The organism is Lacrimispora amygdalina (assembly GCF_900205965.1).
Taxonomy (GTDB): domain Bacteria; phylum Bacillota; class Clostridia; order Lachnospirales; family Lachnospiraceae; genus Lacrimispora; species Lacrimispora amygdalina_A.
In genome coordinates, this window is sequence record NZ_OAOF01000022.1 from 57,939 (window position 1) to 74,663 (window position 16,725).

The following is a 16,725-nucleotide window of genomic DNA, read 5'->3' on the forward strand; positions in this document are numbered from 1 at the left end:
TAAATATTTTAGGCATATAAGTACGTTAAAATATTATGTTCGGTCTTCGTGGATTTTCGTCCTGATTTTAGGACTTCCATCTAGTCGTTACACACTTCCAACCATTACTGATTGGGTTGGCTCGGTATTACCTGCTATCCAATATTATAAGTTTATATTGGACCGTAGGCTTTCTTAGTCAGCTACTTCGTCTATGGATTTATTTATATAAAATATAAACAAGCTGTATATCTTCTATTGACTTCATACAGCAGTCTTATTCAGCTGATACCGAATTAACCGAATTTAAAGAGCGCAATCTTTTCACGCTCAAATAGTAAATCATATTGTAAAGGATCAATAATATTAGTAATACCAACCAAATATGCTACCAAGCTACCCGCCGCTGAACCTCTCCCGGCTCCTACTACAAATCCTGGCAACTTCTGATTCTTCTCTACATAATTGATCAATTCATACATCGTCATTGATTTAACATTTTTCCTAAGAAATTCAATGGCCTCATCAGTCAAATGGCCCAAGTTTCTTCCAAATTCCAGAAAATCTTGGACTATCAAGAAATAATCGCAATATCCCATTTCTGCAATAACTTTTAACTCATAATCTAATCGTTTTGCATATTTTTCTGTCCATCCTTCTTTTCCAGGAAATCGCTTTGCTATTCCTTCATAAGCCATTTCTCGTAATTTTGACGCTGCAGTTTCACCCGGCTCTAGGCTTTTGTATTTTGGATAATGAGAACCCATTTTAAATTCACAATTGCATCGTTCACAGATTTCGTATGTATTCTTTATCGCTTCATCAATCTCTTCCTCCGAAATTACGTTTTTTAAGGCTTCTCTTAATTTATCTTCTGACTTTATGTACAGCTCCCGATCTCCATCATTTATAGAACAGACAAACCGTTTCTTTGCCATTCTAATTGATCGGATAATTTGTCTAGCCCTTATGCTGTCCTCGCTTTCATCCGGCATATGTGCATCATTTGCAGCGACAATTTTTATTCTGGTATCTTTCGCGATCTTAGCTAATACAGGAAAAACCATTTTTTCGATAGGAACTCCGTTATCGTCTGTATAGCCATGATACTGGATTTCGATATAGAAATTTTCTTTCCCAAACAAATTATTATAATAGATTGCTTCTTTTAAAACCAAATCATATAAATCATCAACACTCGTTTTCTGAGCTTCAATATTATTTATTTGTTCTTGAATTGATTCAAATTTTTGATGTTTTTCTGCAGATTCTTTAAGCCGGCCATTGATACTCGTTATATCTCTTTTGGTTAAGGCTATTTTCACGCGTATCTCTTCCAATTGTTCTTTAGCCAGTTCAGTCTCTACTTTTTGACGATTTAACTCTTTAAGCGCATCTTCATAAGTTTCGGTTCCTTTTTGCTTTTCTACCTCTTTTTCTTTCTTTTTAAATGGTCTTTTTGAAAGAGCATTCAACCGATCACGTTCTTCAGTCATGAATTCCAGAGCTTTCTGTTTTTCCTCTAAAGCATCCTGATTTTTTTTAAAGCTAATGGAATCTGGACTTTCATAATTATCCTGTTTTTTCTTTAGCTTCACTATTTCCTTATCAAACTCAAGAGGGCTTAATGCCAGACCTGCTAAAACTCCACCAGCGCATGCACTTGTTGCAATAACATGTCTATGATATTTTTTCCCTTCTGAAAAATATCGTTCCAAAATTTCTTTGTTCATTCTTGGAAAACCATTTTCATCTATTCTAGTGTTAGAGTCAGATACCGCTTTAGAAATTCCCTGATACCCAAGATCATCAACAGCTAATAGAATTAAATGGAATCGTCTATATCCCGAATGATCTTCCTGCATATAAGCTTCAACACCTGGAATAGGCTTGATGTTATATTTTTCAGCAGCTGCAATAAAATCATCAATGCCCGTTAACGTTCCATGATCCGTTAATGTAACTGCTTCATAGCCACATTCTTTTGCTCTTTTGCAAAGAATATCTACATTCATGGTCGAATCATATCTTGAATTTTCACTGTGACAATGTATAATTCCTTTCATTACATATCTCCTTTTTAATTCTCTTTTATTCGATTCATCATTGGATATAATGTTCCTTTTTTTAAATGGATAAAAAGAACAAAGCATCATGGCTTTTCTTACATAAAATGGTGTATGGTCGGTACAATTCAGTGCGACGGCGGAATTACAGTGAAACAGAATACATCCAATTTTATATGTAAGATAGTTTATTTTTCGGGAGATACGGATACGATTGGTACCATAGCCAGAGAAATTATGGAATTTTTGAATATATAATAGATGGAGTTAGGAAAAGAAAACAGAAAATAAATGACAATATTATTACTATAAAAAAAAGAGCTAAAGTAGCTCTTTTTTTAGTTTTGTTAAGCATATAAATCAATTATGTAAATATATGAATCTTTTATCTTAGCTATTTTATTATCTGATCAATAGTATTTCTCTTAATAACAACCTCTTTTATGTATTTTCGCTTTTTATAACATTCATCCGTAGATTTCATTAGAATTTCCTTTAGCTTGTCCACATTAAGTATACAGTCTTCATTATTTCTATTGTCAAATACAAATTTTAATAAATCCTGTCTTCCTATTGTACAACTTTGAGCAGACTTTGGTAATGTTGCAATATCCTCTATACTATTTAGCCTCACAATCATAAACTCCTTCTTCATTTTAAGATAGTATGATTGATTTCATTACAGTATAAATATATTCAATATTACTCGAAATATGACAAAATTTATGTTTTCACTTTATTCCTAAGCAAATTCGTCCAATATCCGAACTAGTAAATGTTATTTCATTTAGATACTCTCTATTTTTATACCATCTATCTAAGGATTTTGTATATAGTGATTTCACTTCATCAACGTTTATTTCATAACAATTATGTATATTTTTTTTCTTATTAAAAAAACCTTTTTGATTGTAGTACAAAAAAATAACGACTTCTTTTCTAGGAATCGAAACATTAACGGTATAATCTTGCAGAGTCAAAATATCTTCTACTTTTTCTAATTTCAATGTATTCATTTGTTTTCCTCCTTAATTGAAATTTAGTTTGAGTGAGTCAAAACACACTTTTATTTTCTTATTCATATAAGCTTGCTATATTAATAACTTGATTATCAAAGAGGTTAAATATTGCTCTTATTTTTTCATATATGGATGAAAGAGCTAATGCTTCTAAACAAGCTTCACTCTTTTGTTCACTAATAGCGATATTAAATGATAATAAAGGTATCATTTCACTTTTAGTTTGAACACATATATTATTAATAGTTATGGTCAAACTGTTAATCCATATATCAGAATTGCCTTTATCATAGTATTTGTAGTTGCATGATTGTAATAATGCGGACTCTTTTTTAAAGGAGTGATATACTAAGCTTGTTTCCCAAGGAAAGTTTTTAATATTGTCAAGTTTATCATTGTATCCCTCTGACACAAAAGCTTTATGAACCTTTTGTTCAGTATCGTATTTTCTAATTAAAAATCTTACTGTTTTACTTGATTTAAAAAATACACTATGTAAATTAATTAATAAGTCATAACAAAAAAGTTCAAATTGCTCTCTATAAAAGTCCTTTTTACATGTTTCCTTTCCTTTGGTAACAAATTCATCACAACCAATTGTGTTTTTCTTTTTCCAACTTTCTTCGTATTTTTCTATTTCTTTTGCAAATGTTTCACTTTCACATAAAGGTAAATATTGATTTTGTATAACCTGTTCCATATTACAATATAAGTCAAATAATAATCTTTCTTTTGAAAGTATTTTGCGCACAGTTTCCTGGTTTAATACGGTATACATTTTAGATACGTTATCAACGGTCTTAAACGGAAGTACACAGTTATTAGGATTTTCTAATGACATTGTAAAAAATCCATTTTTACTTTTTTTATATAATCGATTGTCCTCAACAAATTTTCCTTGATCATTTGTTGATCTAATATATACATTAACAGTTTGAGTATCTTTATTAATCTCATATATAGAATATCTCATCCCATCTTTTCTGGAACATGTTTCTCCTGTTTTTTGGTATGAAATACCAGTACAAAATATATTGGAAGTATTATCAATATTATTCACATTTTCAAACCCAGCCGTATGAATATGACCATGTAAAACGAAATCCACTTCAGAACTCTTTATAAATTGTTCAATTTTCTTTCTTTCATTATATTTAAACCAATCCAGAGGGTGGTGCATACATAAAATTGTATAATCACATTTTTTCTGTTTATAAATTTTTTGCTTATTATTCAGTTCTTCAATACTTTTTTTTAGTTTTTCTATTTGTGTGTCTCCAATAATTAAATCACCATACTTATTATAAATGGCTGTACTCCAACTAGTATTTACAGATATGACTCTAATCTTTGTACTTGTTTGATTATCAAACTTAAACTGAAACTCATTTACGCCTATACCATCAGGTGTGTTAACATATTTTTTAACATTTTCATTGTAGTCTGGATACAATGGACTTATCGTGGGTTCTATACTATTCAATACCTCTTCTTTAGACATTTTTTCATTGTCAATACTTGAAAAAAATGATGTTAGCCATGGATTTTTCTTACTTGAATCATGATTTCCCAACATAATAAGCACTTTCTTTTTAGTCAAACCGCAGCTTTTCACAATGATATTCAGCTTATTACAAAATTCTTTAAAAAGCTCAACCTGTCCCTTATCAACGCAATCACCAGTTATAAGTAAAAGATGAAATCCTCCCAGTTCCTCTTTCATCTTCAATAAATCTTCTTTAAGTTCTTCTAATATTTCGTTTGACTTATTGCTATTATCAAAATGAATATCTGATAAATGAATAACATTAACCCGTCTCATAGTTTCCCTCCAAAAAAATATACCTCTCGACATTATCTTACCATAAATTTCCTGCCTTATCAATGAATTATCTGTAAACAAAATCATAAGAATCTAAGTATGATAATGACTTGTTAGCAATAACATGAGACATTAGTTATCTTTTGTACAAATTTCTCCATTTCATCTGTAATAAAAAATACCTTGTGAGTTGTACCAGGAAAATTAATCTCAATACTATAAAGCAAACCGGTACTGACTAAACTACTTAATTTACCTGAAATAAATGCTCTACTATACCCATATTTATCGGATATCTTCTGCATATATGTTTTTTCGTATAAATTTTAGATTTTTCTATGTTCTTGTAAGATTTACAGCACTCATACATCTCTCTCAATAATAAGATCTCACGATAAGATAAGGTTTCAATTAAATTAAGCCATTCATTGAATTCGTCAGTTTCATGCACAGTTGATTCCACATATTCATTCTTGAACAAGCTTCCAATAAAAAGAACCTTATCACTTTTCTCTAACTTTAAGACCGCTGCAACAGTTTTTCGAAGCTGCATAATAACTTCATTATTTTTTAATATGTCAAACTCTTGTATTCGCTGGGATGAATTTATGATATCAAATAATAACTGTAGCTTTTCTTTTTGATATTCTCTAATTTGATTGTTTACCATATCTTGAATATCATTAATACTACTAATAATTGGAATGTTTCCAAGGACTACCCTAATAATTCCAGTTACTGCATTCTCAGAGATTGCAAACGATTTCACAGCTTTATTGATATCATCATTTAATTCTTTAATTTCATTCATATTGTCTCCTTTTAAATGCAAGCTCACTTAAGCCTAACTTTAGAGCTTTTATTTTACTAGAAACAAATAATTATCACACTTATCTATTTTTATAATAGTCTCTTAAGACTATCAGCAAAATTCAAAAATATTTTTGCTGCAGTCGGTAACTCAGTGATGAGAGATACTCCTGTATTTATAAGGTTGATGATATCCGCAGGCGACTTTTTATTATTTACATTCAATAAATTTATAATATCATTTAGCTGTTTTTCATGCTCTTTCTTTGCAAACATCTGATTGACCTTTATATCATTTACTAAGTTAATCATATTATCAATATCGTTTTTGTTAACAACAATACTCTTTTCTGATATATAATCCGCACCTTTAGGCGTAATACAAACTCGACAGCCATTCTTTATCTTACTTGAGCTACCATATAAAATAAACTTCTTATCATCTTTTAAGTAAGTAATGCGGTTATAAAACTGTTGTTCTTTGTTGTCACGATGACGATCTATCCATTTATTATTACTATTAAGATCATACAAATCAACAAATAATAAGCTTCTTAAATAGCTTACCTTAATATCAACGAATTCACTCTCCCTATTTTTATAGCTATACAAGTAGTTAAGGAAGTATATAATCTGCATATTAAAATTTCTTGGATACCAGATTTCTATTTGATCATCACTTATACTTTGTAAGTCAATATCTGGGAAGTAAGTCTTATAATGTTCAGCTTTATTTCTATTTTTCATAGTTTTCTCCGTACATTAATATATTAGAATAAAACATATTCTATTCAATTAGATCCACCTTGTTTCTTCTCCATTTGCATTTTACAAAATCCTGGACTGTATTATTTCCACCTTATTTTCTACTACGATTGATAATCCTGTTTCGCTGGGTAACCGCAAAGTAGAATAGTTTTTATCATATCTCATACAAACGCCTCCAGATTCATGAAAACCATAAGATTAACTTTCTAAAAGTCCAAAAGTATTCACTAAATATCGTTCAATCTCTCTTGCCTCAAATTCACTACCTTTTTCATCCTCTTCCTTTGGTTTTATAACTAATATCTCTGTTTGACACCACTCTTTATTATTTTCAAATAACCAGTCTTTAGCCGCACCTTCATAGGGATGTTCACGAAATCTAACATCACTTCCTCTACTATTCACATTACGTGAGCCGGTTTTACCAGCCACTAATGCATATTTTTTTCCGTTATCTAAATAAAACTTGATATATGCAAAGTAATATAATTTGCCATCTACTAACGCCTGCTCAAATTCATTATATTTCCCATACTTCCATTTACATTCATCTTGTTCAAGCTTTGTCTTATATGTATGATAGCTATCCCTATATTCCGAATTGTCTAATTCACGAATAATATCTTCTTTGCTTAATTTGTACATGCTTTTATCTTTTTCATTCACCATAGTAGCACCCTCCACTCACATATATATAAGTTAAATTATATCAGACTTTTAGCACAAAATAAAGTAGCGTATTTTTGCTAGTTCAATATACGCTACTAATTGTAATAATAACAGTGAAATCATTTTCTCGCCTTTTGCATAATATTATTTTACTCAAATTTAATATTGGATGCATAAAACGGACGCTCTGAATATAATCTGATGTATATTAAAATTTTATGGATGCCAAATTTCTATTTGATTATCACTTATACTTTTTAAGTTAATGTATGGAAAGTAAGATTTATAATGTTCAATCTTATTATTATTTCTCATAGACAACTCGTTAATTTAAACTATATTAAATTTTAGCAAATCTTCACTTTTAACAAGTACATTGCATTAAAAAGAAGCAGATTAATTAAAAATCTGCTTCTTTAATAGTATATTTGGGAAAGCCTAAGAGATTTTATTTTGAAGTATAAGCAATTAATTTAATATATCAAACTTAGTTTCTCCAATTTATAGAACCTTCTATGGTATCAGACAACTTAGTTTTTGCCGGTCCACTTCTTGCCCATATCTGAAAGCTATAATCAGCCTTAGATTCATCCGCCTTAATGCATATCCAAAGATATCTTAAATAAACCGTAAATCCTATTCCCATAATGCTTACAGAGAATAAGTCAATATCGTCTCTGGTATCACATAACTCAGAAGATATATCTGCTATTACTGTTCTATATTTTTCGTCACCTTTATAATAGGCGACCAATACTATTTTGTTATTTTCTAAAAACAATTTTACAGAAATATCACGTAATTTTGGCCATGGTAAGCTTTGTTTATAAATTGTATTATCTTGTATTTCCAAACTTTTCTTTAATGCATCCATTTCAGAAATAATAAACGGGTCAACAATATCTACAACCTTTTTAGTAATTAAATTTACAGAGACAGCAAAAGCTGGCTTAATAAAACAATATACATCGGGAGGACAGTCAAAGTCAAAATAAATATAAACCAATTCCCAATCACTTGTATATTTTAGACAACGATGACCATTAAAAATATATTTATCAAATTTTTCCGCAAGTCTTTCTATTACTTTTTCATCAGATAATGCTATAGCTGTTGCGATTGTACATGGATCTACCGAATATGAAGACATTTGTATGAATTCCATAGCATGCTTTTTAATTTCCGTAATTCGATCTTTACTCTGCATATATTCTCCTATCTTTATTATTTTTATGTTGACCAACATTACTTAACTTTCCCATAACAAAGATTAATATACCTCAATTATTAATAATAAACAGCTGGAGCGACCTATATCTATTGATTACTCCAAGATTTATTAATTTTTTTTAAAATCAAGAAGCTGATTGACAATAATCAGCTTCTCAGTCTTTATATATGTTCTAGCAAAGATAAAGTCAAAACTACGTATTTAATCTTTTGTTTTAAGTAATGTTGCATTCACTTTTGCCTGCATATCTCCATTCATATAATAAGTAACTGCATCGGAATATATTTCTATCGCAATCGGCTTTGATCTTGCATATCCCTCCGGTGGCTTTATTTCTGCCAGTACATAAACTCCAGCACCTATTGGCTGAGGAGTAACAAAATATCCGGTATTCTGATCGTTATTCTCTTTTCCGCTATCTTCCTCATTCACCATGTTTATATCATTTGTTGTAGTATATACAGTCATCTCACCTGTCTTAGCGCCGTTATCATCATGAAGAATGATTTGTCCGGACTCTTCACATATCGGAGTTCCTGCCGGAACAATACCAGAACATTGATTGGTCTCATATCCGAAGACATTTTTAACCGAAGTAATGTTTTCAGCTCGCATCGCTTTTAAAAATTCATATGTGCCTTTAATTGTTGTATCACTTAAATAGTATTTTACATCACCTATTTTTGTTGTCTCTGGTGCTCCGGACGCAATTGCTTCATCTACTTCTTTTTGTGTTACATATCTATTTGCTGCATATAATCCAAATACAGCACAATCATGCAAGATATTTTCTCCTGTCTCTGAATCTAACTTTTCAATTCGTAGCTTTGTGGTATAGAAAATATTTCTAAAACCAATATCTGCAAATCCCATAAATTTATCTGAATCATAGTGTTCTAAGTCAATTGGCGTAACAACAGTCCATGGAATCAGCATTGAAGCGTATTTTCCTTCATAAGCCGTTTGATTTCCAGTCATTGTAATTATATTATCTAAAGTTCCTGAATTCTCAGAGACAGAGGCATAACTATATCGTTCTTCTATGGCATTTGTTTCATAATTGCCTCCATTTGCGGTCCTCATTGATCCATTTCCATCATCCGCATAATAATGACTATTGTTATTTGCTCCAGCTTCGGCAGTAATATTCGTTCCCTTTACTTTATGGATTGGATTATAATAATCCTTTAACGGATCAAATATATCCTGCGAAATGCCAAAACCATTGTACGTGTACGATGAGCCATTATACGTTATATTTGAATTTAATTTATCGATATCAAGACCATATTTATATACTTCGTAGTCGCCATCATTATTATGAGCTCTTATAACGTAATTTCTCAAATCGTCATTACGATTGCCTGCCCATTCCTCATTGAATCGAATATAATATTCTTTTGCTAATTCCTCTGGTACTTTAGCCGGGTTATAAAAGTATTTTGTATTATAATTGTCAAAAGTATCATTTGATTCATTTCCTTCAAATAATGTTGGTATAGTAACCTCCTTTGGATTATCGATTTTAAAGCTCTTATTGCTAAAGTCATTAACCTTTCCATCAATCCGTCCCGGTTGTTGTTCCACTATCACATAGGTACCGTATGGTAAATATGAAGATACCGAATAATAATATCCTTTTTCTTCATCGGTTTCCGATACTCTAAGGGTTGTATAATCATCATCCACTCCACCATCGTCTTCCTTATCCCACTCCACGGAATATATAGTATCTAAATCATTATCGTAAAATGGTTTTAAGTAATTGGTCGCTTTTATCAGTGCACTATGTAAAGCTGTATCATAAACTTCATCAGAATAAGTTGGCTTTGTAATTGCTTCGTCTTCATCCTGTCCATTGTTCTGTACAAGTTTTGCCACTTCATCCTGTAAGTAGTAATCTATTGCAAACTGTCTTACAACGTCAGAGGCTTCTGCATTTTCATGCGCAATCGGTGATGTATTAATGGTATTCTCAATGTCCGCGTTATTTGCAACACCATTATAGTAGTCCTTTTCTTCTCCTTTTTCTTTAAAGATATTCTTCCTGATCCAGTCAAATGGCTTAAATGAAGTATTTCTATCTCCGCGGGCTGTTCCATCTTTGTCCATACCATCTGTATTTGCTACTGTGTAATCTTGATCCGTGTCATCTCTCTGGTATTTTTCATAGAATGTTTCAAACCATCTTTGTCCAGGATAATTTTTATTTGATAAATACATATCATTATCCCATTTATCTGTATTCGCAGCATAAATTGCATCAAAAAATTTCTTATAATTATAGGCTTCTTTTTTCGTTCCTTTTTCAGGTGTTATAGTTTCCAAAATCCTTGTATATCCAATATTTTGTTCTTCATTAATACGATCCGTTTTCTTGACATTGAAGTTATTTCCATCATAGCTATACAAAGAACCATTTGTATTAACTGCATTTCCCTTATCTCCTTCGTGAGATGTTATATATCCCTGCTTATCTCCTACATTCTCCCGGCTTCCAGTTTGCGGATCCTTATAAGAAGCCCAAACATTATTCGATATTTCTCCTTTAGTCGTAGAATTACGATTGTGCTCTACTTTAGTATAAATCGGTTGTACATTTGAAGATAAAGCTTTGTTTTCTTCATAAACCTGCTTTTCAGGAAAATCTATATTTACATTTCCACTTCCGTCCTGCTTCGTTTCTGTCCATGTAACTGTGTCATAGTTTCCGTCTCCATTAGTGTCAGAGTAATTCGGAGTTAAAATATTGCCATTCCGATCTACCCAAACAACATTTCCGGTACTATCCCGGTACAGACGTTCTAAATTTGATTTTAAATAAGCTTTAAAGCGGAAATTCTCCATTTTATTTACAGCAGCTGTATCCATGATTTCTCCGTAGGTATCATTCTCATATGTACCATCTGAGTTAACCTGAATATCCTTTGTTACTTTAATCCTTTGACGAATTGGTCGTTCTAGCACCAGAAGCGGATTCTTAATTGTTCCAGCGTCGGAAATAATCTGGCCGTCTCCCGGATATGTCAAAAAAGTGTCAACAATATAGGAATCTGCACTTACAAGTGGAAAGCTAATACTAATTACGCCATTTGCATAAATATAATTTTGCGCTGAGACTGTAGTTCCATTTACAATTGCTGTATCATTAGTGAAACTAATTCTGAAATCAATATCTCCATCTTCCGGAATCTGTTCTTTATCTATATGAATATTGTAATTATAATTTCCATTATACGTAACATTTGTGAGTTCTTTGTTTGTTGTCTTAACTACTTGAGTTGGTGAAACTTCTTCCATATATTTTTCCACTTTGACTTCAAAGTCACCATTACTTTTCCTTAATTGTTCTCCATCTGCATATACCCAGTAACTTTTAACTTTCGGTAATGAATAGGTAACTTTATCGTTTATTATATCTTTTAAATATATAATGGTATCTTGATTAACTGTCTCATTCGGTACAACAGCAGAAGTAACAAAACCGGAAGAATTAGTTTCGTAAGTTTCACAATCAGTTAATTCATATTCTTTATAGAAATAACCATCTATCTCGGTTCCATCTTCTTTATATTTGACATTTTTCTTAACGTATATTTTTTGCGTGTCTTCATTATAGATTGCATTCTGTACTGTAGACGCATACTTATAAGCATAACTGACTGCTGCATATTTATTTCCATCAATTTCAACGATTTCAGCAAGTCTCAATGCATTGAATACATTATAATCTTCATTCTCTAAAATTTCTGCATTGATTGCTTCACAAATTTTTGCTTGACTCTCATCTGCTATAGGGACCAAAACCCATGGAGATCCTTTGTCTGTCTCCCGATACCCGTTACTTGACAATAGTTTATTTACATCAGAAATGACATCATCGCTATCCGGGCCTGGAGTCAGCACTGCACCTGTCACTTTATTTAAATTGCTTGGTTTCACTGTTGTTTTCGACAGATCAGGAGAAACGGTTTTATTTACAGTAACGGTTGTTCCATTTGGCAAAGTAATTACGTCACCAACATTGGCTTCAACATTGGTACCATTTATTAAAACATAGGTACCTTCCTGCGCATATACTGGTACTTCTCTTTCTCTCTCTTCTAAATGAGTAACAGAGTCATCCCACACGTATTCCGTATTTGTAACATAGAATTTAGCGTTCTCTGGAATATTACTTGCATGTATATCGTAACCGTTTAAAGCGTCAGCGCTGTTAATGGAGAATGTATTTCCTCCATTTCTTTTATCCATGTCGATTTTAGATACAACAGCAGAGCCGTTTGTAAAACTTCCTCCGCCAGCGTTAAAAGCATCCTTATTTGTCATAATTGAAGCATCTTTTCCATAAACAGAAAGTTCATAGCCCTCTGATCTGGCAAGTTCTTTTACGTAATACTGAGTTCCATTTGCTTCTACAATAACAGGTCTCCCAATCCAACTGTTTCCATTGTTTTTTTCATTATTCCCAATTGGATAAAATGAGCCACTGCTGCCAGTACCATCTACGCCCTGGTTACTGGAATGTTTCTTATAATAAGTCTCATCTCCTGCTGATGAATCAGTAAGTGATAATTTACTATTCGAGTCAGTATATCCGACGAACCTTTCATTATCCTGTTCTTTTTTATCTGCTTCTGACTTATCCATATATAGATTTTTTGGTGCCCTATCAGCCCAGCCATTCGAAGTCTTAGTAATCATTCCTTTATTATAATCATAAGTATAACCAGGAGCTTCTGTAATTGCCATGAACGAAGCGTTCCCGTCTCTATCCGTAGTCGCTACAGAAACCAGATCATCTTTCTCATAAACAACACCAGTATGACCATCAGGATGAACGATATTGTTTGCTGCAAATAATCCATAAACAGCACCTTCTAATGTTCCATCACCATTATTTTTTGAATATGATTCAAAGGATTCATGCTGATTTAAGTCAAAATCCCGTTTATTTATATGTACTTCTCCTTCGGTCCTGTGGTTATATGTAATAAAGGTCCAATCTATGATATTACTTTTCGGTGGACTTATTTCATCCGCAATGGAGGGTAACAACTCTACATCTGTACTTTTGTTTGATTTTGCGTTTACTTTAGCCATCTTGCTCGCTAATAAGAAGTTGTCTGCTGAATTATCCGCTAATCCGGAAGGTGTTATATGCCCTTTTGTTCGTGTCGCGCTCGAAGATGTTGCAAATTCGTCTTTTCCATCATCTAGCATAACTTCATCTTCGAAAACAAAATCAACCTTTTCTGCAGTAGAGGGTGTCGAAATAAATTCTGTTTTACTTGCCTTTACAAGAGAAGGAAGAAGATCTTCTTTAGAAATACTATGCATTTTAAAAGTATTATCTGTCTCATCTCTATCTGATGAATCCTCACTGGCATTATCAGCTGATGTCTTAAGCAAGGAACGTGTGCTGATTATTGAATCTGTATCAAAGTCAGGATCAGAGCCAGATCCTCCACTTGTATGTGAGAAGTTACTTGCCTTACCTGTTGCTTTGTATTCGCTTGATGACACCGTTCTCCATTCAATAGGAATGTCATCCTTATGAGTTCCATGTAAAATATATCCTTTCGGTGCTTTAATCTCCCTGGCTGAATAATCATAGTTAAGAGAAATGAAATCCTTATAAAACTGATCTCTATCCTCTTCCATTGCTTTTTGTGCAACACCGCGTTCAATCGCATGGAAGAAACCACCTTGTTCCGCTAACTGTTCACATTTTTCAACTTCGGCATACCAAGCAGCCCATGCTTCATCATGTAACCTCTGGTTTTCCTCTTCTGCTTCTTCAATCGCATCTTCATTCGTACATTCTCCGGTTAACTCATCATATTCAGGCTCTGGAATCTCTACATATTCAACTACAGGAGCTGGATGTCCTCCACAATATCCTTTTGAGTAAATGTAACGCTTTGTATCGGTATGGGCTCGTTTTCCACTATCAGATCCATTTGAGTTAATCTCATTTAAATATCCGTCTTTACCAGTAACATTATCATCCCTGTCACATGGATCCCTTAGCGGATCGCTCCATTTATCAAACTGAGATCCATCATCATTCTGCCAGTTATACAAATTTGCAGCTGAAGTGTTTAAACCAGTATTTCCATCATAATTGGTAGAAATATCATCTCCATCTTCCCAACTTGTTGAATTAAGAGAGCCTAAATTAGAGTCATAGTTTCCAGGGCTTGTTATGTCCAAATCTGTATCGTCTAACTGAGAATCATCAAATTTTTCTAAAATATCCCAATGAGAGTCAGCTAAGGGTTTTCCGGTCTCAGAATCATACTTAATTAAGTTTACATTATAATTAGCATTCCAGGTTTCTTCATGCTGATATCTTTTCACTTCTATATCAGAACTGCCCGATGCACCAACAGTTATATAAATTTGCAAATCCTTATCCATTTCAGAGGCAAAGTAGGTCTGTGAATTTTTAAATGCAGCGCCAAGACCAGCTGCTTCACAGTAAAACTGGAAGGTGGCTAATTTTGCTGATGACATGTCCTTTGGTATCAAAAATCCAACTTTCCCTTCTGGCCAGTAAAAGCTTCCAATGGATCCACCCTCTCCAATTTCACCACTTGGAGATACGAAATGGCTTAACCCATCTGCGGTCTGGCCGACATATTGCCAGTCTCCAGAGGGTGCAAAAGTGATACCGTTTAAAAACAGGGACAGTTCTGGTGTTTTAAATAAATCTGCATAAGCATGATACTGCCCGTCCTCTTCTAATTTGGCGTCTACGTTAAATGTAGACTTTTCTTCTTCCAAACTAATGTTTAATTTGTTTGTTAAATCAGCCGCTCTCCAAATATCATAAAAATAAGCATCCGCCATGTTTTTGCATCCAGCATCAATTGCAGCCTGAAGTGTCGGTTTTGCATTTAACATGTTATGTACTGGCTGGTCTGTGAAGTCTACCTCTGTTATGGCCTTGTATCCAGCTGATTTCTGGAATTTATTCAAAGCCACGAGAAACGGTTCATCTTTACTAAATGCACCATCAGTAGCCATCCACGCTATACACTGACTAACTAAATATGCTGGCGTTCCTGCAGGATGATCATAAACTCGTGAGAGTTCTTTACTTCCAGGGTAGTAGCAGGCCTCGGACAGCATGATAAAGTTAAACTCATCTGGTGTAAAATCGGGTAAGCCACTTTGCCCTCCAACACGAAATATTTTGTCAAAATATGCTTGAGTTCCAAATTCCAAAGAGTAATTTTGAGTATGGCTTGCTACGCAATACATATATTTACCTTCAAAAGGAGCCGCTTTGTCAATCACACTTTTACCTGAACGTTTTTCAAAAAATGGTTTCCATATAAACGGAAACATCTTGTTGCTTTGTTTACCGGTGATAAATGTTCCGTTATAAGCTAAGCCAGATGGTGTTAAATCCTGTGCAACACCATCATCTTCAACCTTTTTACTCCAAGAATCCGCAACAATTTGCTTATTGTATTGTTCTGATGTAACCTGTCCAGCTAAGGTTCTTTTATATAAAAAGAAAGCTACAGCTACAATTGCAAGAAGAACTATAACAAATATCATCTTATGTTTTTTAATTTGGTTAAAAAAACTCACTTCGTTCCCTCCAATCAATTTTTATACTATTAGTATTATGTTTGATTGGAGAGTAACGAATAAATAAATAAGAAAGACTTCCGAAGAAGTCTTTCTTATTTATCTCATAAATGATGCATTTTATTTTCCATAAGCAGTGGTACTACTGATTAGAACACTCGTTTCTCCATCAAAATTCCTGAATTGAATATAGTAGTCTCCTAATAATAGCATACAACCCAACCCGTTGCTAGTGGCATCATATCCCATACCTTTAAGTGATTTTGCTAAATCATCTGGCTTCATTGAATTTGCTCGTTCTGGAAGGAAATTCACCATATCGGTTGGCTTTTTACAGCTAACCTGTTGAATATAATAATTATTCATATCGTTTGGATTTTCTTGGGAAGCCACTTCATGACCTTTTTTTCGACTCCAATTTACCTTAAATCCATTATCATAAATAAGAAATGGAGTTGCTGAAGATTGCATAACTTTCTCTGGTCCATACTTTGCATTTGCCTCGTCTCTACTTGAATGTAACAGATCAATAGCTACATTACTGATACCATCTTTATTATATCCGGATGCTGCTCCTGTATTAGCCTGTGTCGCTACATTACCCTGAGTCTGTACAACGCCATTCACAGTCCAGGCGCCATTTGCATCAACATTATAGCCATCCGGAGTCGTTGTATTAGCTAACATATAACCATTGCTATCAAAGTAATAGCATTTTCCATCGATCCACTGCCAGCTATTTCTTGGATATGAATT

Annotated in this window: 8 protein-coding genes and 3 pseudogenes; all 11 read right to left on the minus strand. The window is 33.0% G+C overall.

The annotated features are described in order from the left end of the window. Positions 1 to 305: 305 nt before the first annotated feature. Positions 306 to 1,475, minus strand: a pseudogene (locus CRO04_RS21770) (hypothetical protein); the annotation flags it as partial. Positions 1,476 to 1,481: 6 nt separating this feature from the next. Then, positions 1,482 to 2,135 (minus strand): annotated as a pseudogene (locus CRO04_RS27510) (PHP domain-containing protein); the annotation flags it as partial. A gap of 304 nt (positions 2,136 to 2,439) precedes the next feature. Beyond that, a complete protein-coding gene (locus CRO04_RS21775; protein WP_097006355.1) occupies positions 2,440 to 2,685 on the minus strand; it encodes a hypothetical protein in 246 nt (81 codons plus the stop codon). 91 nt (positions 2,686 to 2,776) lie between these two features. Further along, the gene (locus tag CRO04_RS21780) at positions 2,777 to 3,061 is read right to left on the minus strand and encodes a hypothetical protein (protein WP_097006356.1); all 285 of its coding nucleotides are present in this window, start codon (positions 3,059 to 3,061) and stop codon (positions 2,777 to 2,779) included. 58 nt (positions 3,062 to 3,119) lie between these two features. Further along, a complete protein-coding gene (locus CRO04_RS21785; RefSeq protein ID WP_166432642.1) occupies positions 3,120 to 4,886 on the minus strand; it encodes a metallophosphoesterase family protein in 1,767 nt (588 codons plus the stop codon). A gap of 247 nt (positions 4,887 to 5,133) precedes the next feature. Beyond that, complete coding sequence (locus tag CRO04_RS21790; RefSeq protein ID WP_097006358.1) at positions 5,134 to 5,697, minus strand: hypothetical protein; 564 nt, start codon at positions 5,695 to 5,697, stop codon at positions 5,134 to 5,136. Between the two features lie 89 nt (positions 5,698 to 5,786). After that, complete coding sequence (locus tag CRO04_RS21795; protein WP_097006359.1) at positions 5,787 to 6,443, minus strand: hypothetical protein; 657 nt, start codon at positions 6,441 to 6,443, stop codon at positions 5,787 to 5,789. Between the two features lie 219 nt (positions 6,444 to 6,662). Next, positions 6,663 to 7,133: a hypothetical protein gene (locus CRO04_RS21800; RefSeq protein WP_097006360.1), complete on the minus strand. Its 471-nt coding sequence runs from the start codon at positions 7,131 to 7,133 to the stop codon at positions 6,663 to 6,665. Between the two features lie 487 nt (positions 7,134 to 7,620). Then, a complete protein-coding gene (locus tag CRO04_RS21805) occupies positions 7,621 to 8,340 on the minus strand; it encodes a hypothetical protein (protein WP_097006361.1) in 720 nt (239 codons plus the stop codon). Between the two features lie 225 nt (positions 8,341 to 8,565). After that, complete coding sequence (locus CRO04_RS21810) at positions 8,566 to 15,969, minus strand: hypothetical protein (RefSeq protein WP_097006362.1); 7,404 nt, start codon at positions 15,967 to 15,969, stop codon at positions 8,566 to 8,568. A gap of 120 nt (positions 15,970 to 16,089) precedes the next feature. Beyond that, a pseudogene (locus CRO04_RS21815) lies at positions 16,090 to 16,725 on the minus strand (hypothetical protein); the annotation flags it as partial.